General features: G+C 30.7%; 22 protein-coding genes and 1 tRNA gene. 1 reads left to right on the top strand and 22 read right to left on the bottom strand.

The annotated features are described in order from the left end of the window. Nucleotides 1-29: 29 nt before the first annotated feature. From P2G10_RS01370 to P2G10_RS01275, 20 genes are all read right to left on the bottom strand, one after another. Nucleotides 30-1,805 carry an efflux RND transporter periplasmic adaptor subunit gene (locus tag P2G10_RS01370; protein WP_275314914.1) on the bottom strand — a complete coding sequence of 592 codons (1,776 nt, stop codon included), beginning with the start codon at nucleotides 1,803-1,805 and terminating at the stop codon, nucleotides 30-32. Next, the gene (locus P2G10_RS01365; RefSeq protein WP_185781728.1) at nucleotides 1,795-2,286 is read right to left on the bottom strand and encodes a DUF305 domain-containing protein; all 492 of its coding nucleotides are present in this window, start codon (nucleotides 2,284-2,286) and stop codon (nucleotides 1,795-1,797) included. The genes P2G10_RS01370 and P2G10_RS01365 overlap by 11 nt, the downstream gene beginning before the upstream one ends. Nucleotides 2,287-2,303: 17 nt before the next feature. Then, complete coding sequence (locus P2G10_RS01360) at nucleotides 2,304-3,020, bottom strand: PepSY domain-containing protein (RefSeq protein ID WP_218773171.1); 717 nt, start codon at nucleotides 3,018-3,020, stop codon at nucleotides 2,304-2,306. A 3-nt stretch (nucleotides 3,021-3,023) separates the two neighbouring features. Then, complete coding sequence (locus P2G10_RS01355; protein ID WP_218773170.1) at nucleotides 3,024-3,614, bottom strand: DUF2911 domain-containing protein; 591 nt, start codon at nucleotides 3,612-3,614, stop codon at nucleotides 3,024-3,026. A 4-nt stretch (nucleotides 3,615-3,618) separates the two neighbouring features. Then, on the bottom strand, nucleotides 3,619-6,345 hold the full coding sequence (locus P2G10_RS01350) for a heavy metal translocating P-type ATPase (RefSeq protein ID WP_218773169.1): 2,727 nt from the start codon (nucleotides 6,343-6,345) through the stop codon (nucleotides 3,619-3,621). A gap of 12 nt (nucleotides 6,346-6,357) precedes the next feature. After that, nucleotides 6,358-7,713: an APC family permease gene (locus tag P2G10_RS01345; RefSeq protein WP_026775403.1), complete on the bottom strand. Its 1,356-nt coding sequence runs from the start codon at nucleotides 7,711-7,713 to the stop codon at nucleotides 6,358-6,360. 5 nt (nucleotides 7,714-7,718) lie between these two features. Continuing rightward, a complete protein-coding gene (locus P2G10_RS01340) occupies nucleotides 7,719-8,012 on the bottom strand; it encodes a hypothetical protein (RefSeq protein ID WP_026775404.1) in 294 nt (97 codons plus the stop codon). Nucleotides 8,013-8,025: 13 nt separating this feature from the next. Continuing rightward, a complete protein-coding gene (locus P2G10_RS01335; protein WP_188598390.1) occupies nucleotides 8,026-8,859 on the bottom strand; it encodes a universal stress protein in 834 nt (277 codons plus the stop codon). A gap of 6 nt (nucleotides 8,860-8,865) precedes the next feature. Further along, the gene (locus P2G10_RS01330; protein ID WP_218773168.1) at nucleotides 8,866-9,357 is read right to left on the bottom strand and encodes a YybH family protein; all 492 of its coding nucleotides are present in this window, start codon (nucleotides 9,355-9,357) and stop codon (nucleotides 8,866-8,868) included. Between the two features lie 20 nt (nucleotides 9,358-9,377). Further along, on the bottom strand, nucleotides 9,378-9,935 hold the full coding sequence (locus P2G10_RS01325) for a potassium channel family protein (protein WP_026775407.1): 558 nt from the start codon (nucleotides 9,933-9,935) through the stop codon (nucleotides 9,378-9,380). Nucleotides 9,936-10,380: 445 nt separating this feature from the next. After that, entirely contained in the window at nucleotides 10,381-10,932 is a 552-nt protein-coding gene (locus tag P2G10_RS01320; protein WP_218773167.1) for a DUF3347 domain-containing protein, read from the bottom strand. A gap of 21 nt (nucleotides 10,933-10,953) precedes the next feature. Then, nucleotides 10,954-11,406 (bottom strand): heme-binding domain-containing protein, encoded by a 453-nt coding sequence (locus tag P2G10_RS01315; protein WP_218773166.1) that lies wholly within the window; start codon nucleotides 11,404-11,406, stop codon nucleotides 10,954-10,956. Continuing rightward, complete coding sequence (locus tag P2G10_RS01310; protein ID WP_218773165.1) at nucleotides 11,407-11,955, bottom strand: DUF3347 domain-containing protein; 549 nt, start codon at nucleotides 11,953-11,955, stop codon at nucleotides 11,407-11,409. Between the two features lie 44 nt (nucleotides 11,956-11,999). Continuing rightward, nucleotides 12,000-14,333, bottom strand: coding sequence for a multicopper oxidase domain-containing protein (locus P2G10_RS01305; RefSeq protein ID WP_218773164.1), 2,334 nt, complete (start codon nucleotides 14,331-14,333; stop codon nucleotides 12,000-12,002). An 86-nt stretch (nucleotides 14,334-14,419) separates the two neighbouring features. Next, the gene (locus P2G10_RS01300) at nucleotides 14,420-14,986 is read right to left on the bottom strand and encodes a helix-turn-helix domain-containing protein (RefSeq protein WP_218773163.1); all 567 of its coding nucleotides are present in this window, start codon (nucleotides 14,984-14,986) and stop codon (nucleotides 14,420-14,422) included. Nucleotides 14,987-14,989: 3 nt separating this feature from the next. Then, a complete protein-coding gene (locus P2G10_RS01295; protein ID WP_218773162.1) occupies nucleotides 14,990-16,207 on the bottom strand; it encodes a TolC family protein in 1,218 nt (405 codons plus the stop codon). Further along, the gene (locus P2G10_RS01290) at nucleotides 16,204-19,932 is read right to left on the bottom strand and encodes an efflux RND transporter permease subunit (RefSeq protein ID WP_275314913.1); all 3,729 of its coding nucleotides are present in this window, start codon (nucleotides 19,930-19,932) and stop codon (nucleotides 16,204-16,206) included. The genes P2G10_RS01295 and P2G10_RS01290 overlap by 4 nt, the downstream gene beginning before the upstream one ends. Before the next feature lie 110 nt (nucleotides 19,933-20,042). Next, a complete protein-coding gene (locus P2G10_RS01285; protein WP_275314912.1) occupies nucleotides 20,043-20,465 on the bottom strand; it encodes an HYC_CC_PP family protein in 423 nt (140 codons plus the stop codon). A gap of 70 nt (nucleotides 20,466-20,535) precedes the next feature. After that, nucleotides 20,536-21,795, bottom strand: coding sequence for a site-specific integrase (locus tag P2G10_RS01280; protein WP_275314911.1), 1,260 nt, complete (start codon nucleotides 21,793-21,795; stop codon nucleotides 20,536-20,538). Between the two features lie 231 nt (nucleotides 21,796-22,026). Beyond that, nucleotides 22,027-22,101 (bottom strand) — tRNA-Pro (locus P2G10_RS01275). Nucleotides 22,102-22,276: 175 nt separating this feature from the next. On the opposite strand from P2G10_RS01275, the gene trxB reads away from it, so the two are divergent. Next, a complete protein-coding gene (trxB, locus tag P2G10_RS01270) occupies nucleotides 22,277-23,215 on the top strand; it encodes a thioredoxin-disulfide reductase (RefSeq protein ID WP_275314910.1) in 939 nt (312 codons plus the stop codon). A 58-nt stretch (nucleotides 23,216-23,273) separates the two neighbouring features. On the opposite strand, the gene P2G10_RS01265 is transcribed toward trxB, so the two are convergent. Together P2G10_RS01265 and P2G10_RS01260 are read right to left on the bottom strand one after the other, a co-directional pair. After that, nucleotides 23,274-23,633 (bottom strand): cupin domain-containing protein, encoded by a 360-nt coding sequence (locus P2G10_RS01265; RefSeq protein ID WP_275314909.1) that lies wholly within the window; start codon nucleotides 23,631-23,633, stop codon nucleotides 23,274-23,276. A 16-nt stretch (nucleotides 23,634-23,649) separates the two neighbouring features. Continuing rightward, nucleotides 23,650-25,491: a PLP-dependent aminotransferase family protein gene (locus P2G10_RS01260; RefSeq protein WP_275314908.1), complete on the bottom strand. Its 1,842-nt coding sequence runs from the start codon at nucleotides 25,489-25,491 to the stop codon at nucleotides 23,650-23,652. Nucleotides 25,492-25,629: the final 138 nt, after the last annotated feature.

The following is a 25,629-nucleotide window of genomic DNA, read 5'->3' as shown; positions in this document are numbered from 1 at the left end:
AAAATTTAATTGTTATTATTTGTATTTAATTATTCTATAACTTGTTTTACCTCTCCACAGGTTAGCATTGCTTCGCCAAAATATGGATTGATTACTTTTTCTTCTTTGCTTAACCAATAGGCACCTTTATTACTATCTGCCATTGGACAAAACTCTACATATACCTTTTCATTGATACCAAATAGTTGCACAGCTTTAATTAAATGCGAAGACAAATGTTTAAAATGATTTCTTTGCTCTTTTATATTTGCTGCTTTAGAAATAGCAATTGTTGAAGATTTAATTTCTTTTACTAATGACATCCAATGATTATGAGCTTCATCTTTAACTAATTTCATATCCACATTATTCAAATTATCAAGTAAACTATTTGCATTTTCTGATGCTTTATTTGAGTTATCTTTAACAAACGCATCCTTTAAATTAATATAGCTTTCAAATACTTTTTTTAATTGTTTCTGAAATGCTTTTGATACTTCTAACCGTTCATTCATATTGGTATGGTCTGTATTATTTTTTGATGAATTGCTATCCATACCTAAATGTCCTTCGTGACCAGTCATTACTTTTCCTCCATCTTTATTCATCATAGATTTTTTTCCTTGTAATTGTGCTGCTGCATCAACTGTAAAAGTTCCATTGGTTACAATTTCATCTCCATTACTTAAGCCTTCTAAAACTTGATAGTTATCACCAATTTTATTGCCCAAAGTAATTTCACGCATTTCGAAAATAGGTTGTGTAGAATCTGTTTTTATATAGACAACAGAACGTTTTCCTGTCCATAAAATGGCAGATGAAGGCACGAATAATGATTTTTCTTTATTAGAGGTTACCTCTTTAATTTTCCCTTCAATAAACATTCCTGGTTTAAATACTTCGTCTTTATTATTAAGCACTACTCTTAATTTAACAGTACGTGTTCTGTTATCTAAAATAGGATCAATAAAATCTACTTTACCTTTAAATTTTTTATTAGGATAAGTATTTGTTGTTACGTTTATTTCTTGCCCTTTTTTAAATAAGTCTATTTGGTTTTCGTACACATCAAAGTTTCCCCAAACTGAATTTAAGTTTGCAATTTTTAATAATGGTTGCCCTTGTTTTATATAATCGCCTTGCTCTACTAATTTTTCTGTTACAGTACCAGAGATAGTTGCGTAGACAGGAAAATTTTCTTTTACTTTTCCTGTTTGTTCTATTTGATTGATTTGCTTTTCAGAAAGTTTCCATAATTTTAATTTATTACGAACTGCTTTATATAATGCCGGTTGCGACTCTTTTAATGAAGCTGCTGTAATTAATTCTTGCTGTGCTGCATATAATTCTGGTGAATAAATGGTTGCTAATAATTGCCCTTTGTTTACTTTTTCTCCAGTAAAACTGACATTTAAGCGTTCAATTCTTCCAGAGAAATAACTGACTTGCACAGCATTTGCTTTTTCATTGGCAACAATTTTACCTGATAGTTTAATACCGTTATCGTCTGCTTTACTACTACCTACAATTGATGTTTGAATGTTGGCCAACGCCATTGCATTTTTTGTTAATTTGAATTGGTCTGCTGCTAAACCATCTGCTCCAGCTTCGGCAGGAATTAAATCCATACCACAAATAGGGCAATCACCAGGTTCTGGTTGCATAATTTGTGGGTGCATTGAGCAAGTCCATTTTTGATTGGTTTCTGCTATTTCATCGTGATTATGTTCAGTTTCTTTGTTTGATGAACCACCGAATAACAACCAACCTAATACCACGCCTACTACCAGTAAACCTGCGTATATGACTATTTTATTATTTTTCATTCTCTAATCGTTTTATCATTGCTTTCATTTCTTCTATTTCCTTCTTTTGAGCTTTTATAATGTCCTCTGCCAATTTTTTAACTTCCGGATCTTTAATATCTGCGCGTTCACTGGTTAAAATAGCAATAGAATGATGTGGTATCATTCCTTTCATCCAAAGGATATCACCAACAGTTGATTTTTGGTCTCGTACCAGTCCCAATGCGCCAAGAAAGAGCACAATGCTACCTATTACAATGCCTATATTTTTCTTTTTATCATTATACATATTTTTCATAAAGAAAAACATGATTAATGCCATAGTCGAAATACCCAGACAAACCATATAAAATCTGGTTAAGCTAAACCAGACATGGTCAAATTCATAGGTATTGAGATACATAGTAATGTACATTGCTATAAATGATGACCCTAGCATTAAAAAGAACTTTGTGTAATTGCTCATTCCTTTGTCGTTATTAGTGTGTTCATTTGAATTCATAATCTTTGGTTTTATAGTTAAACTTTACTTTTTCTGTTTTTAAATATTTTTCTAATTGAAGGTGAAGAGGTAAACCACAATAAGAAACCGCTTAATACGGTTATTAACCCTAATAGTGAAAATGCTCTCAAAACAAGGGTATTAAAATTGTCTCTGCCTTCATAGTCCATAGTATGTGTCATCCATAAAAAATCAAACCAACGCCAAGAACGATGTCTTACGGTTTGAAATTTACCATCGTTTACAGAAACATAGGCTTTTAGAGCTTCATCGGTTTTATATGAGATAACATAAGCAGGTAGTAGTTTTTCTCGATACTCGTGATGTTTCCCAGTTTTAGTTATTTGTTCAACAGATTCTACCTCTAAACCACCTTTCATATGGTTTTTGGCAATATAGAGTGCCTCATCTTGCGTAATACTATTTTTTGGCAAACCATCAAAAGCATTATACAACTTGTTTTTATTAATCCAATAGTAAGGTGAATTGCCAATATCCCTTAATTCTATAGTATTTACACCTTCAGCTATACTAAGTTTTGAAGGACTTATTAAATTATTAAACGCTTTGGGTTGATACTCCAAATTTTTAAATTGATCTCCATGTATTTCATCGATGTTTGTCCAACTGAAGTATAAACCACTAATGGTCCAAAATAGGAATTGAATTCCTAAAAAGAGGCCTAAATACCTGTGTGTTTTTCTAATTTTTAAAGCTGTATGCCTTTTTACCATTTTCTATTTTTTAATTGCAAAAGGAAATTCGAGTTTAACTTTTTCCCAAGCCATCGAAATAGTTCCACTTTTATCATTTATTTTGTTGACCTTATACTCTAAATGTTCTGTGATTTCCTCTGATAATGTTGGTGTAATTTTAAATCGAATAACATCATCTTTTTCGTTATACTCATCTTTACCATGTTGCTCCCAGTTTTTATTAATCATCACAGTCCAGTCTCCTTTTGATGGAATTGTAAAAAAACCATATTTCCCTTTAGGAAGCGTTTCTCCATTAATGATTAAATCTTTATTGGTTTCTAACCATGTAGCCATATGAGCGCCTGCTTGCCATACTTGGTCATAACCAACTAAACCACCAAAAATGATTCGGCCTCTTACTCCTGGTGAAGAATAATCAATATGAATATGGGCATCACCTATCATTGCCATAGTAGATTGGTGTGGACTTAATACTTTCTTTTTTGGTATGTTCTCTTTTACTGATTTTGTAGGATGGTTTTTATGTTCATAATTATCTGTTTTTTTAGTTTCATTTTTACAACTAAAGATTGTTGTTATTAATACAAGTACGATTACTAATTTTTTCATATAATTATATTTTAATTGTTTTTAACCTTAATGCATTCACAATTACAGAAACCGAGCTAAAACTCATTGCTAATGCTGCAATCATAGGAGATAATAATATACCGAAAAAAGGAAATAAAACACCTGCAGCAATTGGTACACCTAATATGTTGTAAATCAATGCAAAAAATAGATTTTGTTTGATATTTTTCATCACACTATCACTTAAATTTCTTGCTTTTACAATACCGTGTAAATCGCCTTTTACCAATGTGATCATCGCACTTTCTATAGCAACATCAGTTCCAGTTCCCATTGCAATACCAACATCACTTTTTGCTAAAGCTGGTGCATCATTAATTCCATCTCCAGCCATAGCAACAACATTGCCTTTTTCTTGTAATTTTGCTACTTCTTTTAATTTATCTTGAGGTAACATGCTCGCTTTAAAATCAGCCAAATTTAATTCTGTTGCAACTGCTTGTGCTGTATCATGGTTATCTCCTGTTAGCATAATAACTGCAATGCCCATATTTTGTAATTCTTTAATGGCTTTAGCACTTGTTTCTTTTATTTTATCACCAATAACTACATACCCAACAATGTTTTGAGCAACTGATAAATAAGAAACTGTTTTTCCTTGTTTTTGGAAAGAAGAAGCTTTTTCTTTCATTACTGATGAGATTTTTGCGTTTGCATATTCCATCATTTTAGGATTCCCTAATGCTACTTTTTTATCATTAATAAGGGCTTCAACACCTTTACCAGTAACAGCAGAAAAAGAATTAGATTTTAGAATTTCTGCATTTTGTTCTTTACCATATTTTACAGTAGCTTCTGCTAAAGGATGCTCACTATTTGAATTTAAAGAAACGATATAATTTAAAACCTCATTTTCAGAATAATTATCATCGAAAGAACCAATTTTTTCTACAGTTGGTTTTCCTTCCGTAATTGTTCCTGTTTTATCAATGATTAGTGTATTTACTTTGTCTAATTTTTCTAAAGCTTCCGCATTTTTTATTAGCACCCCATTTTGAGCACCTTTACCAACACCAACCATTACAGACATTGGTGTTGCCAAACCTAATGCACAAGGACAAGCAATAATTAAAACTGCAATTGCATTTACTAATGCATATACATATGCTGGTTCTGGGCCCCAAATTGCCCAAACAATAAATGTAAGCACAGAAATTAAAACCACTATTGGAACGAAGTAACCAGAAACGGTATCTGCTAATTTTTGAATTGGCGCACGACTTCTACTGGCATCGTTTACCATATGAATAATTTGAGAAAGTAAGGTATCACTACCCACTTTTTGGGCTTTCATTAAAAAAGACTGATTCCCATTTATGGTTCCACTACTTATTTTATCGCCTTCTGATTTGTTTATAGGAATTGGTTCTCCAGTAATCATAGATTCATCAACAGTTGTATCTCCTTCTGTTATTTTTCCATCAACAGGAATTTTATCACCTGGTTTTACTTTTAGAATATCATTCAGTTCTATTTTATCAATAGAAACTTCAACTTCTTCGCCATCTACTATTTTGGTTGCTTTATTAGGTGCTAATTTTAAAAGTTCTTTTACAGCAGAATTTGTTTTACTATGCGCACGAGCTTCTAATAATTGCCCCATTAAAACCAATGTTAAAATTACAGTTGTAGCTTCAAAATACACATGTACAGCACCAAATTCTGTTTTAAATTGATCTGGAAAAACATCAGGAAAAAGCATTCCGAAAACACTAAATAACCAAGCTACACCAGCACCAATGCCGATAAGTGTAAACATATTTAGATTCCAAGTTTTTATACTTTTATAAGCACGTTCAAAAAACATCCAAGTCGCATAAAATACTACAGGAATTGATAATACAAACTGAATCCAATTCCAGTTCTTCTGCTCTAAAATATCGTATAATGGATTATTCATTAGCATTTCACTCATTGCTATAAAGAAAATTGGCAATGTAAACGCAACTGCAATCCAAAACTTTTTAGATAATTTTTTATATGTTTTTTCTTCGGCAGAACTATCAGCCTCCATTGGCACTAAATCCATTCCACAAATCGGGCAATCACCAGGTTCATCTTTTACAACTTCTGGGTGCATTGGGCAGGTCCATTGTTCTGTATTTGTAGTTGATAAATTTTGTTCTTCCACTAAATCCATACCACAGACTGGACAATCACCAGGTTTGTCATACGTTTTTTCTCCCTCACAATGCATTGGGCAATAAAAAGTACCTGTTCCTGTTCCTTTTCCTTTAGCTGCTTGTTTTTGTTCTTCTTTTATATGTTGGTGTTCTCCTTGTTTGTGAATACTATAACTACCACCATCCTTTTTTAAAGCTTCTTGAAAGATTTCTAATGAAATATGAGATTCCATTTCTATAGTTGCTTCAGCTTTCTTTAAATCAACGGTTGCTTTTGAAACACCAGCTACTTCTGAAAGTGTTTTTTCTACATGACTTCTACAACCATTGCAAGTCATTCCATGAATGTGATACTTATGTTTCATTTTATCATTATTTGGAATAAGAATACCATATCTGTCTCCATCATTTTTTAAAGCATCTTGAAAAGTTTCTAATTTAATATGAGCATCCATTTCTATGGTTGCTTCAGCTTTTTCTAAATCTACAGATGCTTTAGTAACACCTTCAACTTTTGAAAGTATTTTTTCTACATGACTTCTGCAACCATTGCAGGTCATTCCTTTTATTTTATATGTGTGTTTCATAATTTTAAAGTTTTACATTTTCATCATTTCTTCTTCATCCATTTCCATTCCCATTTTCATATTTCCATCTTTATCTGTGTGTGTTTTCATGAAAAGAAATTGAAACAGAAAAACAAGAGCTATTCCTATACTTGCTACTACAAGTACAAAAGGGTCGTTAACATATTTTAAATAAATGAATGCTGATAAAATAACAATATCCATTACTATTGCTATTATTGGAATAATTGGATTAAATTTTACTTCTTTTTTAAGGTATCTAAAAAGGCCCCAATGAATAGCAATGTCCATAATTAAATAGAAAATAGCACCAATGGAAGCTATGCGAGTTAAATCGAATAAAATAGTTAGTAGTATGGCTAAAGAAACAGTAAAAATTAACGAGGGATTTTTAAGTTTCTTCATTTTGTTCATATCAGGTACTTGTTTCATATTACCCAACATGCCTAACATTCTGGAAGCAGAATATATGCTGGCAATTACACCAGAAACTGTTGCTACAATAGCCAGTAGAATTGTTAAAATTGAACCCCATTCACCAAACAGCGGTTTTGCTGCTGCTGCTAAAGCATAATCTTTTGCTATTATAATTTCTTCAACACTTAATCCACCAGCAACCGACAATGCTAAAACAACATAGATAATTGTACAAACAGCAATTGAAATAATAATGGAACGCCCCACATTTTTATGTGGATTTTTAATGTCACCACCTTGATTTGTAATCGTAGTAAACCCTTTAAAAGCAAGAATTGACAATGCCAAGGCAGCTACAAATCCAAATCCTTCTGGTAAAGCTTGACTATTAGATGCTACATAATTACCTGTTATGGTTGGCAAACCTGAAATTATTAAACCAGAAATTGCTAACAATGAAATGCCTGCTACTTTAATTATTGCTGTAAAAGTGGCTGTAACTTCAATAATTTTATTACCAGAAATATTTATTATATACGCTACTCCAATAAGAATTACACCTAATATGGATGCATATCCAGAATATTCTGGCGGAAATAAGCGTAAAGTATAAGCACCAAAAGTACCAGCAACTAAACTTTCGGCAACTACCATTGATATGTACATTAATAGAGAGAAAGAACCTGCAGCTGTTCCAGGACCAAATGCTTTTGTTAAAAATTTTGCTACACCACCAGAAGAAGGATATGCGTTTGAAAATTTAACGTAAGAATATGAACTAAAACCAACTACTATTGCACCTGCTATAAATGCAATTGGAAACAAGTCACCTACTAACTCTGCAATTTGACCCATTAGCACAAAAATACCTGCGCCAATCATTACACCTGTACCCAAGGAAACAGAGCCTAATAATGAGAGTTTTTGGTTTGTTTTTTTTAGTATGTTCATTTTATTTATTTTAGTTTTTTTCGCATTGCTTCAGAAATGTTTTCTGCATATACACCATAAGCATCTACCAACAATCCTTTAATTCCATTTTTAGATGAAATAGCGTAAAGAACGCTGTTATCATCAGTACTGCTCATTCCTTCAAAACGATGCATTTCATCTACATCAAAATCTTCTGGATGTAATTTTAATTTTAATGAGTTACATTCTATATGTTTTGGGCACATATTTAGGTTATACGTGTATCCGTTTGCTTGTAAAGTGCTTATTGCTTCAGAAAGAGTGTCGTAGCTTTTCATTATTTTAATTTATTTATAAATGAATTGTCATCACAGGTTTTTTCGAGTTATTTGTGATGTTTTCTGCAATACTTTTAGAGAATATATTAGATAAACCACTTCTATTATGTGTATACATTGCTACTAAATCTACTTCATTATCTTTTTGAAAAGTTTCGATACCTTTTAAAATGGTAGATTCATTATAAACGTGCATTTCATAATTTTCTAATTCTGGAAAGTTTGTTAAAAATTCTCTTATTGGCACTATACCATTTTTAATATTATTAAAATCTTTATTTGTATTGATATTTAATAAGTGAATTTTTGAATTACATTTCTCGGCTATTTTAACAACTTGTTTAAAAGCATTAGACATATCTTCCTTAAAATCAGAAACAAAAACAATGTTTTTAAAAGGAAATAGTGTAGCCTCTTCTTTAACAACTAAAATTGGGACGTGGATATCTCTAATAATTTTTTGAGTATTGCTCCCAAAAAATTGTTTTGAGAAATCTTCTTGTGTGCCTTTACTACCTGTTATTATGAAGTCGTGATGAAAATTGTGAGAATGTGCAGAAATTGCTTTTACATCTGAAATAAACTCCAAGAAAGTCCTCGATTTTAAACCTTTGTGTTCCGCATCTTTATCAAGACTTCTTAACTTGCTTTTGGCAATGCCAATCTCTTTTTGAGTATCAGGATAATTATGCTCGTCTGTTTTGTTTAACTTAACCCAGTCTACTGGTGTATGCATTTGATGTAAAAAATGAATTTCAGCATCAAAAAGTGTGGCAATTTCAATTGCTAAATGAGCTGCTTTATCACAAGTTTTTGAAAAGTCTGTTGGAACTAAAATATTTTTCATAATCAATTAGATTTTTAGTTTTTTAAATGAGGTATGAGAATGAATTATCTTCCATTTTCCATCAATTTTTTGCAATATTGATGTTGCTACTCCCTTACTTTTAATGGTTCTTTCTTTTGTGCCTTTGGTTTTATTCCCCTTTAGAACTATAGTGTAGATGTAATTTTCAGTTGTATAAGCATAGGACGAATTTACAGTTGTCTGAATCTCATAATCAGAAAAAATAAAACTTTTAAAATGTCCTAATTCTGGTCCTAAATGGTGAGATATATATTCTTTGTATGTACCTTCTAATTTTCCTTGCTCGAATATGATAGCATCTGGTGTAAAGAGTTCAAAGGTGCCTTTTGTTGTTAAATTTTGTATTGCATCTTTATAAGCTTTCATTACGGCTTTTACTTCCTTTATGTCTTTAGTGTAAGAGGTGTCCTGTGCATTTGTAAGATTAACTGTTAAAAGGAAAACAGTTAATAGAGTAATAAATTTAAGTACTTTCATAATTTAAGTTTTAAAAAGGATTATTTGTTTACATGGATTCTATTGATGTTTGCAATACCAAAAACTAAAACGAAAAAGCTTAAAACAACTTCTAAAATAACAATTAGTTTTCCTGATATAGAAATGGGTACAATATCTCCATAACCAACAGAAGAAAAGGTTATAAAACTGAAATACAAAAACTCGAAAAATTGTAAGAAAAACGAGTTATTGGGAATCGTTTCGAATTTAAAATTTGCTGAATTTAAAATATATAACGCCTGGTAATCTGCTGAAAATGATAGCACAATTAAAATAATTAAGATTCCAAATAAAGTAAGAATGTGTGTCAGTTGATGACTTTCTCCTATTATTTTACTTAACTGTGTAAAAGTTAACCTTACAATAAAAATGGTTTTAAAAAATGCCAAACTAACAATTAAAAAAGGTAGAAAAATACTGTCAGAATCTACAACAATCCATAAGGTATAACTTAAAGATGAAGCAATAACTATGCTGGTAGTAAGTATCACTTTTTTAAATAGTTGTTTATAAAAGTCTGTACTTTTAGATTTTTCTACAGTGTTTTCTTTAGGCATTTTAACTTATTTATTAACTAAATAATTGAAGTACAAATGCACCACCAACTATTAAAAATAATATTATATATACTATATAATTGAACCATTTTTTTATATTAGACTTATTTTCTGTGGCTTGAGAATCGCTTTTACAACATTCTTTCATTTTAATCTCTTATTAAAATAATACTCAAAAATGAGAGTTAGACTGTATCCAATCAACCAAAAAAAATAAGACTTTCTCTCAAATTCAAGCATCTTTAATTAAAATTTTATTTTTCAAATTTATTGTGCCTAACTAGGGAAAGAGCTATTACCAAACTTTAGCATTAGTTACCTTCCCAAACTAGGACTTTTCTAACATCATAAAATCGGGATTTCAACTAAAAACCAACCAACAATAAAAAGTTTCAATTCCTTATTATGAATTAGATATCTGTTTAATTGACCAAATAGATATTTACTAATTATTAATTTCTCTTTGTACCTTTCCGCATTTAAGCATTTTGCTTCCATAATATGGGTTACGCACTTCTTTATTCATACTTAACCAAGCACTTCCTTTTTCATACATTGGGCAATATTGCTCATATAATTTATTAGAAGTACCAGTTATAGCAACCATATCTATAATGTCTTTACTTAAAACCTTAAAATGTTCTCTTTGGTGTGCTATTGGGCTTTTAGATATGTGCTCTGCGTGTTCTATAGCATCAACAATAATATCCTTTAATTCTATTTTTTGAGCATCAGTATATTTAGAAACATCAAAATTGCTTAAACTTTTTTCTAAGGAAGCACCCAATTCTTTTGCTTTTGATTCATCATCTGAAACTAATGCATCTTTTAACATAAAATAATCAGCAAGAACTGCTTCTGCTTTAGAATCTTGCATTTTACTATGATCCATTTTCATATTTCCGTGGTCGTGATTCATCTTTTCTTTTCCCTGTGCATTTATAAAAGAAAATGCTAATGATAGTATTGCTACTATACTTATTTTTAAATTTTTCATTTTTATATATTTAATTATTGTTTATAAACTATCTTTTAATTGGGTGATAAAATTGATTATTTCATTCGTCTCTTCGTTTGAAAACTTTGCATCTTTATGAATTAACGTGTAAGAATCTAAAGGCATCTCTTCGCTTTCTATTTGTTTTATAATTGAACGAAGTTTACTTGCTTTTCTTCTGCTTGACAACGAACCCCATTCACTAAAATTCAATTCTGCTTTTCCGTTTTTAACATGATCTTCTAAAAACCAAGCCACTGGCTGTATTTTATTATACCAAGGATAGGCAGTATTATTACTGTGGCAATCATAGCAAGAAACTTGTAACTTGCTTTTTATGTTATTTGGTACTAGGTTAACCAACATAAAATCGGTTTTTAGTACAATATCACTTTGGTTGCGTTCTGTGGGAATAAATTGTATTCCCACAAAAGCGACCAATAAAATCAACAATATGATTTTAACTATTTTCATTTAGTTAATTTCTCTTTGTACTTTTCCGCATTTAAGCATTTTACTACCATAATAAGGGTTACGCACTTCTTCATTCATACTTAACCAAGCACTTCCTTTTTCATACATTGGGCAATATTGCTCATATAATTTATTAGAAGTACCAGTAATAGCAACCATATCTATAATGTCTTTACTTAAAACCTTAAAATGTTCTCTTTGGTGTGCTATTGGGCTTTTAGATACGTGCTCTGCGTGTTCTATAGCATCAACAATAATATCCTTTAATTCTATTTTTTGAGCATCCGTATATTTAGAAACATCAAGACTGTTTAAACTTTTTTCTAATGAAGCACCCAATTCTTTTGCTTTTGATTCATCACCTGCTACTAAAGCATCTTTTAAATTGAAATAAGCGGTTAAAATTGCTTCAGCTTTTGCGTCTTGCATTTTCATTTTACTGTGATCCATTTTCATATCTCCGTGGTTCATTTTTTCTTTTTTCTGTGCATTGGTAAAAGAAACCGTTAACAATAATATTACTACTACACTAATTTTTAAATCTTTCATTTTATTTGTTTTTAAATTTATATTTGATTTACTACTATTCATTCTTAAAATCTTACTGATAATCCACCACCACCGCCAAAACGATTGTCGTAACTCGCCATTAAAGAGAAATTTCTTGATAGCATATATTCTGCTCCTGCGCTCCAAACTGTTTCTGAAGTGAAATCTTTATTTGTTGGTAAAGTATTTACAAAACCTAAATCTATTTGATATTCATAATAACCGAAAACAGACAGTTTAGGAAAAATCATTATACTGCGTCCTAATCCAATTCTTGGTCTTAATTTATTATCTACTCGAACATCTAAATTGAATAAGTAAGGTGTTAAATAGCGAAGACCGACAACTGCTGTAGTGTTTAATTTGTCTAAACTACCACGTGTTTCATTTTCTATATTTACCCCACCAAATACTCTTAAATAATCGTGTAGATAGCGTTCATAAGTAAATTCTCCTTCCAAATTTTTGTTCCATCCGTATTCGAAAGATGCATTAAATTGATTTCTTAAATTAGAAGTTGTTAAATTAATTGCTGTGTTATTTGAAGCAATATCTGCCAATCCCCAAGAATACCATTTATCTGTTTCTGCGATAATTTTTGAAGCTGGAAATTCATCCATTCTTGGATCTCTTGGGGTGTCATAAGACATTACTCTTGCCATACCACCCATCATATGGTAAAGAATATGGCAATGGAAAAACCAGTCGCCAGCTTCATCTCCATTATTTCCATAAAACTCTAAAGTTACTTTTTGCATTGGTGGCACATTTACTGTATGCTTTAATGGTGAATAATCACCATTTATATTAATTACTCTAAAAAAGTGACCGTGTAAATGCATTGGGTGGTGCATCATTGTAAGGTTATTGAACGTAATTCTTGTTACCTCTTTATTATTTATTTTGATATTATCAGCTTCAGATAATGGCACACCATTCATACTCCAGATATAACGATTCATATTTCCTGTAAGGTTTAATAAAACTTCTTTTACAGGAACATTTTTATCGTAGTTGGTTTTCTCTGGCGACTTCAAATAATCGTAGTTATATTCAGCAAATAGATCCATTCCTTCCATTTTCATTGCTGGCATAGTATTCTCTTTTTTCATCTCCATTCCTGTCATATTAGAATGGTTCATTTTACTCATTGCCATAGTATCTTTTGGTTTGTTCATATCCATCCCAGACATTTTGGAATGATCCATCTTCATTTCTCCATCCATTTTATCCATCTGCATACCATATTCAGCTTTTATTTTAAATCGTTCATCTTTACTTGGACGATATTTTAATGCGTGTGCACCCATTTTCATATCCATTTTTGCCATTTTCATCATCATTCCAATTTTGTCTGGCTTCGGAATTTCTTGTGCTTTTAAAACTTTACCAGTTCCCAAAAATGCTGATGCTGTACCAGAACCATCTTGTGCTGTAATTTTAAATTCTATTTTTCCGTCTTCAGGAATGGTTACAATAAAATCATATGCCTCTGCTATACCTATAAACGTTTTATTCTTTTTAACGGGTATAACATCTAATCCATCCGCAGAAACCAACAGTGGATCTTCGCCACCAAAAGTCATCCAAAAAGAGGTTGAAGCACCACCATCAATAATACGTAACCTTACTTTTTCGCCAGGTTTAAAATCTGCATACTCAATGTTTTCTTCCCCATTAATTAAAAACGCTGGATAATATACATCTGCAATATCTGCTCCTTCCATACGTTGTCTCCAGAAATTAAGTTGTGCACCAAATGCTCCACGAGCAATCACTTTATTTAATGGTGTAGCTGTTCCTTTTTTGATACCATACCATTCGTTACCTCTTTTCAAATTTTTAAGAACACTCATTGGTTTTTCGTTAGTCCAATCAGATAACATCAATACCAATTCTTTATCATATTCTAACGATTTTTCTTTAGGTTGAATAACAATGGAGCCATAAACACCACTTTGTTCTTGCAACATCGTGTGAGAATGGTACCAATAGGTACCAGATTGTTTTATTAGGAATTCGTATTTCTGTGTATGCCCAGGTTCTATAGGTGGTGTATTTAAGTATGGAACACCATCATAAAAATTTGGCAATAAAAGTCCGTGCCAATGCACAGAGGTTTCTACACTCATTTCATTTTTTACATAAATAACTGCATATTCTCCTTCTGTAAATGCTAAAGTTGGTCCAGGAATTGTGCCATTAACGGTCATTCCCATAACATCTTTTCCTGCTTTATTTACAGTTGCTTCACGTAAAGTTATGGTGTGTTCTCTTACTGGAAGGTTGTTTATATTTCCTTCTGTTACTTGTTTCTCTTGTGCAAAAACTATGGTAGTTAAAGCAATAAGAAAAATTGAAATTATTTTAGTTTTCATTTTATTATTCATTTTATTATTCATTTTGTAAGTAATCAAAGTTACTACAGAACAAAAAGGTATTGTATTATAATTATGGTTCATATCTACACAATTTGGTCTAAAGGATTCCTGAAATTTCTCTGCTCATTTTTGTAAGATGATAAGCTCATACCAGTTTCATTTTTAAATTGACTACTAAAATGGTTTACATTGCTATAATCTAATTGCTGACTTATCTCTGTAAAATTATTTTCTTGCAATTGAATCAACTCTTTTGCCTTTTCTATTTTTAACTTTATAAAATACTTTTCTATGGTAATATGCTCCTTTAAAGAAAAAATTTTACTGATTTTTGAGTATTCTAAATTTAATTTTAATTCTAAATATTTAGAAAGTGTTTTATCTAATTGTAATGGTAATTTCTGCAATAATTTAATAATTGTTATTTTAGTTTGTTCTACTAACTTTTCTTCCTGTCCTAATAAAATTTCAAAACCATTTTCTTCTATAGCAGTTTTAATTTTTTCGAAATCATTTTCTGACTCTTCCTCGAAAATTATAGCACCAAGCTCAATATGTTTTAGTTCAATATCTAACTTTTCAAATTTTGTTTTAATGAACATTATACAGCGATTACAAACCATGTTTTTTATAAAAATTTTTCTTTCCATAATTTAATTGGTTAGATAATTAATAATTGTGGTTTGTACGAAGTAAGATTTTATAGATTCTATTTGATTCATTTCAAACTTCAATTGTAACTCTTGAATATCTAAAACATCATTAAAATCTATAGTACCAGTTTCGTAGTTTTTAATTAGAATTTCTTCTGCACTTTTAGCTTGTTTCAGATTTTTAGTTTGTGTTTTATAACTAATTCTTGCAGAAATACGTTCGTTTTTTGCTTTATCTAAAAACGTTTCTAATTTATTTTTTCGTTCTTGCTTCTGTGCTAAAACTTCTTCTTGTTGTAAGCTGTTTTGTTTGGTTTTTGATTTATAACTATTATTAAAAATAGGAATAGAAAGGGTTACCATTGGCATCAAAATATCTTTACCATTATCACTAAAACTAATATTTGGACGTTCTGTAACATTTATATAGTCTAAACCAAAACCAATCATTGGAGCGCTTTCTTTCTGATTTAATAATTCTGATTTTTCTATAGATTGATACAATCTATCGTACTTTAATAATTCTGGATGAACTGATAAATTATTAGTTTTGGTATCAAAATTTTCTGCAGGAAAATTCAAATCACTAACAACATTTATAAAAATTGATTTATCACGATTCAATAACTTATTGAAGGTAGTTTGTTCTGCTAAATACTGTTGATTTAAAATTGCCAATAATTGCTCCATTTCATTTTGGCGCATTTGCAAACGCAATACATCTACCATAGATGCCTTATTAACTTCAACGGATGTTAATGCTAATGTTTCATAAGTTTGAAGTAGTTTTATATTTTCTTTTAAAACATTTTGCTTTGCTTTATTTGCATACAAATTATAATATGATTGGGAAACTGAAGTAATTAGTTTTCGCTTGGCAATTACAATATCTTCATATTTAACCTTTGCCATAGAAGAAACATAGCTTTCTCTGGAAGTAATTGTACCAAACCAAGGCAACATTTGTTTCACAGAAATTCTAAAACGTTGTGCACCAGTTCTGGTTTCTGGTTCACTTACAAAATACCCAACACCAAATTCAGTATTTGGCAATGTATTTACTTCATTCACTTTTTCTGATGCAATATTATATTGCAGTTCAAATTTTTGAATTGCTGGATTGTTTTTAAGAGCTTGCTCAATAAGTACATTTAATTCTTGTGCATTTGAAAAACCAAAAGCCAAAAAACTTATGAGTGTAAAAATTAAATTTTTCATTTGTTTGCTTTTTTTAATTTGAATTCTTCTCTCCAACTATATAAAACAGGTAAAAGAAAATAAGATGTAATGTCTATGACCATTCCTCCAAAAATTGGAATCGCCATTGGAATCATAATATCGCTACCTTTTCCTGTAGAGGTTAAAACTGGTAATAATGCTAAAATTGTTGTAACAGTAGTCATTAAACAAGGACGAATTCTTTTTTCTGCAGCTTCCAAAGCTGAAGCTCGTATGCTCTTTTTATCTGCAGGTTTTTCACGTTTAAAAGTTTGTGTTAAATAGGTTGCCATAACTACACCATCATCTGTAGCAATACCAAACAATGCAATAAAACCAACCCAAACTGCCACACTTAAATTGATGGTTTTCATATTAAATAAGTCTCGCATATTTTCACCAAAAAAGCTAAAATTGAAAAACCAATCTTGCCCATATAACCAAATCATAATAAAACCACCTGCAAAAGCAATGGTTATGGCTGTAAAAACCATAAATGATGTAGCAACCGATTTAAACTGGAAATATAAAATCAAGAAAATAATTGCTAATGCCAATGGAACAATAACAGACAGTGTTTTTTCTGCACGTAATTGGTTTTCATAAGTTCCCGTAAATTTATAACTGATGCCTTTTGGAACCGTTAATTCACCAGAATCTATTTTTTTTTGAAACAATTTTTGTGCATTTTCTACTACATCAACTTCTGCAAAACCATCTAATTTATCAAACAGTACATAACCAATTAAAAAAGTATCTTCACTTTTTATAACTTGTGGACCTTGCTCATATCTAATCGTTGCTAACTCACTTAAAGGAACAGGATTCCCTTTTTCAATAGGAATATAAATGTCTTTTATCGATTCAGGATTATTACGCAATTCTCTTGGATAACGAACTCGAATACCATAACGTTCTCTTCCTTCCACAGTTTGAGTTAATTGCATACCACCAACTGCAACTTTTAGAACATTCTGAACGTCTTCAATAGAAATTCCATAACGTGCTATTTTTTCTCTATCAATATCAATCAGTAAATATGGCTTACCAACAATTCTATCTGCAAAAACAGCTTCTACTTTAACACCTTCTGCTTGTTTTAAAAGGCTCTCTAATTGCAAACCAAAAGCTTCAATTTGTTTTAAATCTTGCCCTTTTACTTTTATTCCCATTGGTGCACGCATACCTGTTTGAAGCATTACCAATCTTGTTTCTATGGGTTGTAATTTTGGAGCAGAAGTAACGCCTGGTAATTTGGTGACTTTGACAATTTCATTCCAAATATCATCTGGAGAACTAATTTCTGATCGCCAATTTCTGTAGTATTCTCCATCTTCATCTTCGATAAGTTGAGACCTTTCGACTGCGCTCAAGGAGACATTTTCAGTATTATTTGGATTTGTTACAAAACCACCATTTTTCAATTCAAAAGCACCATCTTCATTTACTTTATAACGTTGTCTTTTTCCCTCTGAATTTCTCATATATTCAGTTTTATACTGAATCATATTTTCATACATTGACAAAGGTGCAGGATCTAAAGCAGATTCTGTTCTACCAGCTTTACCAACCACAGTTTCAATTTCTGGAATGGTTGCTACTGCCATATCCAATTGTTGTAAAACGCGTTTATTTTCTTCGACACCAGAATGTGGCATTGAGGTTGGCATCAGTAAAAAAGAACCTTCATTTAAAGAGGGCATAAATTCTTTACCTGTGTTATAAAATATCCAAAATCCAAATATAAGAACTGATGTTGGTATCATTAAAAACAACACTTTATTTGCTAATGCCCATTGTAGAATTTGACTATAATATTTTCTAAAAACTGAAAATATTCCTAAAATACCAAAGCAAATAATGGCTACAAAAATTAAGTTGATAAAGATACTTCTGTCAAAACCTAGTGGTCGCCAATATTCTGCAAGTAAGAATATAATAGCAGTACAAGAAATAATGATATTTATAAGGTTGTTATTTTTCTTGTTTAGTTTTCCTATAACAACTAATAAACCATTAACTCCAAAAGCAATTAGAATTACACCCAACCAATAACCACTAATTGTAATTACAATACCAGCCACTATTAAAGCGATATTTATAATATGATTAAAAGATTTTTTTAGTGTTGTTTTTCTGAATAAATAAGCTGCAAAAGGGGGAATTAAAAACAAAGCAATAACCAAAGAAGCTGATAGTGCCATTGTTTTTGTAAACGCCAAAGGTCTAAATAATTTTCCTTCTGCACCAATCATTGTAAAAACAGGTACAAAACTTATAATTGTTGTTAAAACTGCTGTTAAAATGGCACCAGAAACTTCTGCAGTTGCATTATAAATTACTTCGTCTGTAGTATATTTTGTTCCATCTTCACGAGTTTGTAACTTTTTATCATCTAAATGACGAATCATATTTTCGGCGAGAATTACGCCAACATCAACCATAGTTCCTATCGCAATTGCAATACCTGAAAGTGCTACAATATTTGCATCCACATTAAATAGTTTCATCGTTACAAAAACCATTAAAACTGCAACAGGTAATAAACCAGATATTAAAATAGAAGCTCGAAGATTGAAAACCATTACAATAATTACCAAAATGGTAATCAAAATTTCTAATGTTAACGCTTCATTTAGTGTGTCTAAAGTTTCTTCAATTAATTCTGTCCTATCGTAAAAAGGAACAATAGTTACTTGTGATGTTCTACCATCAGCTAAAACTTTTGTTGGTAAACCTCCTTTTAATTCTTCAATTTGAGCTTTTACATTCGTAATTACTTCCATAGGATTTGCTCCATATCTTGCAACTACGACACCTCCAACAACTTCTGCACCTTCTTTATCTAACAAACCTCTTCTTGTTGCAGGACCTAAAGAAACTTTACCAATATCTTTTATTTTGATTGCTGTAAAATCTTCGGATGTAACTACTGCGTTTTCAATATCATCAATCGATTTTATATATCCTAAACCACGAACTAAATATTCAGCTTGATTGATTTCTAAAGTTTGTGCTCCAATATCTTGATTGCTACTTTTAACGGCTTTTACAACTTGATTTAAACCAATATTGTATTGACGCATTAATTCTGGATTCACGTCCACTTGATATTCTTGAACATAACCACCAATTGAAGCAACTTCAGAAACGCCACTTGCAGACGACAATCCGTATTTTACGTAGTAATCTTGAATACTTCGCAATTCTTGTAAATCCCAACCACCAGTAACGTTTCCTTTTTCATCACGACCTTCTAAAGTGTACCAAAATATTTGTCCTAAACCTGTGGCATCTGGACCTAAAGCAGGATTTACACCTTCTGGTAATAAATTGTTAGGTAATGAATTTAGTTTTTCTAAAATTCTACTTCTGCTCCAATAAAACTCGATATCCTCTTCGAAAATAATGTAGATACTGGAAAAACCAAACATAGAAGAACTTCTAATTGTTTTAACTCCTGGAATACCTAATAACGAAGTTGTTAATGGATATGTAATTTGATCTTCAATATCTTGAGGTGAACGACCATCCCACTTTGTGAATACTATTTGCTGATTTTCGCCAATATCTGGAATAGCATCAACAGCTACAGGATTGCTTGGTAAAAATGGAATATTCCAATTAAAAGGAGCATTTACAGTACCCCAACCTACAAAAAGTAAGAGCAATAAAACTGCGACAAGTTTATTTTCTATTAAGAATTTGATGCTTTTATTTAGCATTATATTTTGATTATTAAATAGTTAGACATAGATGTTAGAAAAACATCGAATACAACAAATTATCCTTATAACATTGCAGTTATAGGATATTATAGTCTATTGTTTAAAAATCAAATTAAATAAGTCTCGTCAATCTTGAAGATTTCTTTTATGACGAGTGGTGGTTCGTATTCTTCGAACGAAGATACATTATTCTCTAAATTTTCAAAAAGATTAATGTATGTGTAGATAAACGAAGTAATAAATAATTCTTGGTTAAAAGATATTTTATCAACCTGCAATTGTACTTCGTCTTGACCATCAATTAATACTTGTACATCTTTGCAACAATCTTTTTTTATGATTGAACAACCAGAAATAGTTGCAGAAGTATCTTTTTGACTTTCCATCCCACAAGTTGAAGCTTCAGAAAAAATTGCAGTATCTACAAGAGTCACACCACAAAAATGTTTTGTGATAGCAAATGAAGTTGTAGAAAATAAAACTACAAACGACATTAAAATAGCTAATATTTTATGTGATAACTTTGACATTCTGAATACAAAGGTACAAAATAGTAACAAAAAAGATTAAATAGTATGTTAAAAAATTAAAACCTCAAATTTATCTGCCTATTTCTATATTTTTACTTCTGTAAGTAGTTTTCTCTAATTTACTTCTTAATGAAGCCATATCATCACTAACTTTTCTTTCAATAACTTTAGCATAAATCTGCGTTGTAGCAATTTTTGTATGACCTAATAATTTTGAAACAGTTTCTATAGGCACACCATTACTTAAAGTTATAGTAGTAGCAAAAGTATGTCTAGCGATATGGAAAGTAAGATTCTTTTTTATGCCACTTAAATCTGCAATTTCTTTTAAGTATGAATTTAATTTTTGATTTGAAATGTTAGGGAATAATGTTTTAGTTTTTTTTGTTTTAATGTGACCTTTATATTTCTTAATTAAAATTTCAGCTATTGGTAATAGAGGTATTTTAACTTTATTGTGTGTTTTCTGTCTATTTGTGATAATCCATTTACCTCCATCAATTCCTAAACTTATGTTATCTTCGTTTAGCTGCATAACATCTATGTAAGATAATCCTGTATAGCAACTAAAAATAAACAAGTCTTTGACCAGGATTAATCTTTCTATATCAAATTTTCTTTCAATGATTTTTTGTAACTCATCTTCTCTTAAAAATTCGCGTTCATTTTTAATATAAGTGGGCTTAAACTTTATAAAAGGGTCTTTGTCAATCCATTCCATTTTATAAGCTAAAGTTACCATTTTACGGAGTCTTTGAATATGTTTCATTACTGTGTTGTTTTCCATCTGTTTTTGATGGTCTGAAGGAACATATGAACGCAAGAATTTTTCAAAGTCAACAACAAAACGATATGTTAATTGAGATAAATATATGTCTTGAATTTTTCTTTTATTAGTCAAAAATAGTTTGATATACTTTTGAGTTGTGAAGTAGTTTTTTAAAGTCCCATAAGTTAAAGATTCACTCATTTGAGTGTTGTGATAATCGATTAAAGTAAGTAAAGAATATTCTTCATTGTCTTCACCTAAAAAACGAGCTTTAATAGATTGAGAGCAGATAAATGCTTTTTCTTTTATAAGTTCATCATATGCTGTATAAACTCTATTTTTAACCTGGTCTAAATATCTATTGAGTAAACGTGATTCTTGTTTATTACCTTTTGCTCTTCCTCTTCTAGAATCCCATTCAGATAGAATAACTTTTCGTTGTAAGCTAATATTAGCTCTTTTGCCATTTACAGTTATTCTACCATATACAGATACTTGGTTGTTTTTAATACGTGTTGCGTTTACCCAAAAAGATAAGGTAAAATTAATTTGTGATTTCATAGTTGTCGTCTTTTAATTAAACATTCTTTTAGACGAAAGTCAAATCAACTATTTCAAATACAGTTTATTGAGGCTTCAATTGGTTCACACTTTTTGTGTTTTGAAACTGTGAACCGAATTGTGAACCAAACTAAACTATATTAATTCAATTCTTATGATAACCCAAAAACTACAAAACCTTGTAAATCATACGATTTACAAGGTTTTAGTTTCTATTGGTATTCATTTTAGTCGGGGTGGCAGGATTCGAACCTGCGACCTCCTCGTCCCAAACGAGGCGCGATGACCGGGCTACGCTACACCCCGAATAATTATCGGTGTGCAAATGTATAAAAAATAAATACATCTGAAACAAAAAATATTAAAAATTTTCAGAAAAGAATATAGCTTTAGTTTATTGCCTAATAATCAAAATATATATTAAAAAAAGATAATAGAACTAAAAAAAAATTACATTTGTAATTCCAAAAAAATTAAGACGATGGCAGAAAAAATTAAATGTTTGATTATTGGTTCAGGACCAGCAGGATACAGTGCTGCAATATACGCTGCAAGAGCAGATATGAAACCTGTTATGTATACAGGTATGCAAATGGGGGGGCAGTTAACAACAACTACCGAAGTAGATAATTACCCAGGATATCCAAACGGAACTGATGGAACAGCAATGATGAACGATTTACAAAAACAAGCTGAACGTTTTGGTACAGATGTTCGTTTTGGAATGGTTACGAAAGTTGATCTAAGTACAGAGATTGGTGGTATTCATAAAGTTATTGTTGATGAAACTATCGAGATAGAGGCTGAAACAATCATTATTTCAACAGGTGCAACAGCTAAATATTTAGGATTAGAAAGTGAACAACGTTTAATTGGTGGTGGAGTTTCCGCTTGTGCTACGTGTGATGGTTTCTTTTATAAAGGACAGGATGTTATTGTAGTTGGAGCAGGAGATACTGCAGCAGAAGAAGCAACGTATTTAGCAAATATTTGTAATAAAGTTACAATGCTAGTGCGTAAAGATCATATGAGAGCTTCTAAAGCAATGCAGCACCGTGTAGATAAAACAGCAAATATTGAAGTATTATATAATACTGAATTAGATGAGGTTTTAGGAAAAGATGTTGTTGAAGGTGTTCGTGTTGTAAACAACCAAACAAAAGATAAAAAAGAAATCGCAGTTACAGGAGTTTTTATAGCGATTGGACACAAACCAAATTCTGATTTATTTATAGATGTTTTAGATATGGATGAAGTTGGTTATTTAATAACCAAAGGAAAGTCTACGAAGACAAATTTACCAGGAGTTTTTGCAGCAGGTGATATACAAGATAAAGAATACCGTCAGGCAGTTACTGCGGCAGGATCAGGTTGTATGGCAGCTTTAGATGCTGAGCGTTATTTAGGAGATTTAAAATAAGTAACTAAGTTACTCTTAGAATAAAAAAAGCTTCCAAATTTGGAAGCTTTTTTTATGATTAATATTTTTGTTCTTCTATTGATTTCGTAATAGTCGACTCTGTAGTTCCTGTATGTTTAGTTGTTTTACTTTCAATAAGCATAATCAAACATTCTTTTTTTGCGGATACTCGATGATTTACGCCTTTTTTAACAACAAATAAATCTCCTTTAGTCATTGTAAAACTAGGCTTATTTTCAATTTCCATTAATAAAGAACCTTCAGAAATAAAAAACAGTTCATCTTCGTTTTCATGATTATGCCAAGGAATATCTTCTCCTTTAATCTTAGCTAATTTTACATATTGATCATTTACTTCTGATATTATCTTAGGAGAAAAATAATGTTCTATAGTTTTAAATTCGGCGTTTATATTCATGATAGGAAGATTTTAACTAGATGTTTTTTACAAAATCTAAAAACACTTTTTTATGACGGTCAAGATCCATATCAGGAGAAAGAGACACGCGTGCAATATAATCTTTGTCACCTTCTTTAGTGGTTCCTTGTGTTGATGTTGCTGGTATCGTCCAATAACAACCTTTTAATTGTCCGTAACTTACACAGTATTTACTTTCATTCGGAATCTCAGTAATCATTAAATTGATTAACTTTAAATTTAAAGCTCTTTTATAGGTTTCTCTTTCTTCATCAGAATTTCCTTTTGTTGGAAGATCTAAAGAAAAAACAGAAGGAGTAAAGCCTTGTTCAGCTAATTCTTCTGATACAAAATTAATTTTAGCAGCAGGTAAAACCTCCTGAATAAAGTTTACAAATTCACGGGTGTTTTTATAAGCATCTATAATTCGCTGATTCATAGAAGGCATTTGTTTTGCTAATATTTCATACTGAAACTCTGTAGCTTCATTATCGCAAAGATTTAAATGCATTTCTATTTTATCGATTAATGCAGTTGTTTTTTCGTTACCAATACAATAACCAGCAGTACATTGTCCACCACTAGGAAATTTAGATCCACTAGCAAAAGAAATTGTTCTTACAGTTGATAGAATTTCATTTTCACCTAAAAAATGAACATTCGGACAAAATGTTTGATCTAGAATAAAAACAGGATCAATGGCTATTTCTCCAGAAGAAGTTGTGCGTTTTTTACTTAAAACTTCTTTCAATTCTATAAGGTTAGGAACTTCAACTCTAGGGTTTGTAGGTATTTCAGCAATAATATACGGAACAGCATCTTGGCTAGCGATTTTTGCCAACACAATTTCAATACTCTGTACCATATCATTATCACCATCTACCGGTAAATCTACAATTTCAACATTTTCAATACAAGCAGCAACACGCCTTGCTTGGTCATTTGTTCCTCCATAACAATTAGGCGGTACAATTATTTTTATATCTTTTCCGTTATTTTTCTCTAGGGCGTCATGTATCAGTCCCATTAAAATAGCATACTGAATAGATAATCCGCTTGATGCTACTAATGGTTTTGTATTGGCTCCAGTAATTTTTTTAATAGAATTTAAAACACTCGCTTTATTTGAACTATCAATTTTTTCATTTTCAATGGATGTTTTGCTCGTTAAAGCTTTTAAGGCCATAAGAGAATTACTAGGTGTCATAGCAACAGTTTCTCTTCTTCTTACATGCTGAATATCTGAAATATAACTTTCGTTCTTCTCGCCGTTTATAACTAAAACACTTCCTATTTGAGAATGAATATTGATGAAAAAATCAATAGCAGTATTTAAGTTAAGTGAACCAATTTCATCTTGCTGAGAAATGAATATTGTGCTACCATCAAATTCAGGAGTTTCAGCTGTTTCTTTAAGTTGCTTCAACTCAAATTTATAACCATAAACATGCTGAATAGTTTCAATATCAAAATAGTCAGGTAACTCACCTTTATAAACTATTTGAGTGTATTTATTTTCTAATAAATTTTTTCTTAAGATTGCTAAAACAGGAACTGTCTTAGAATCAAAACTAATTACGTTTTCTGATTTAAGATTGTTTAAATTGGCAATTCCCCATTCTAAAACACAAGATAACGGGTGTCCTAAACGAATATAATCATATGCAGTTGGTAACTGATCAAGTGCTTTTAATTCAGAATTATTATTGTTGTATAAAGTTTCAAACTTCTCTAAAAATTCTGTTTTTGCTAATTCTTCATTATAAATATCTAATCGATGTGTTGTAATATTTAACCAACCTGCTGGCATATTTTTTAGTACATCTTTAATATAATTTACTATTTTATTCTCTTGCATAATATTCACTTTTAATAGGTTGCAATATACGTTAATTAGATTTTTTTAAAAATATTGCAACACGTTTTGTTAAGCTTTGTTTATCGCTTATTAACGTTGTTTTATTAATTTTTTATAAGTAGTCAAATAAGAATAGTT

The sequence above is a fragment of the Tenacibaculum bernardetii genome (assembly GCF_029125915.1).
Lineage (GTDB): Bacteria > Bacteroidota > Bacteroidia > Flavobacteriales > Flavobacteriaceae > Polaribacter > Polaribacter bernardetii.
This window is presented reverse-complemented; position numbering and strand designations above follow the sequence as displayed.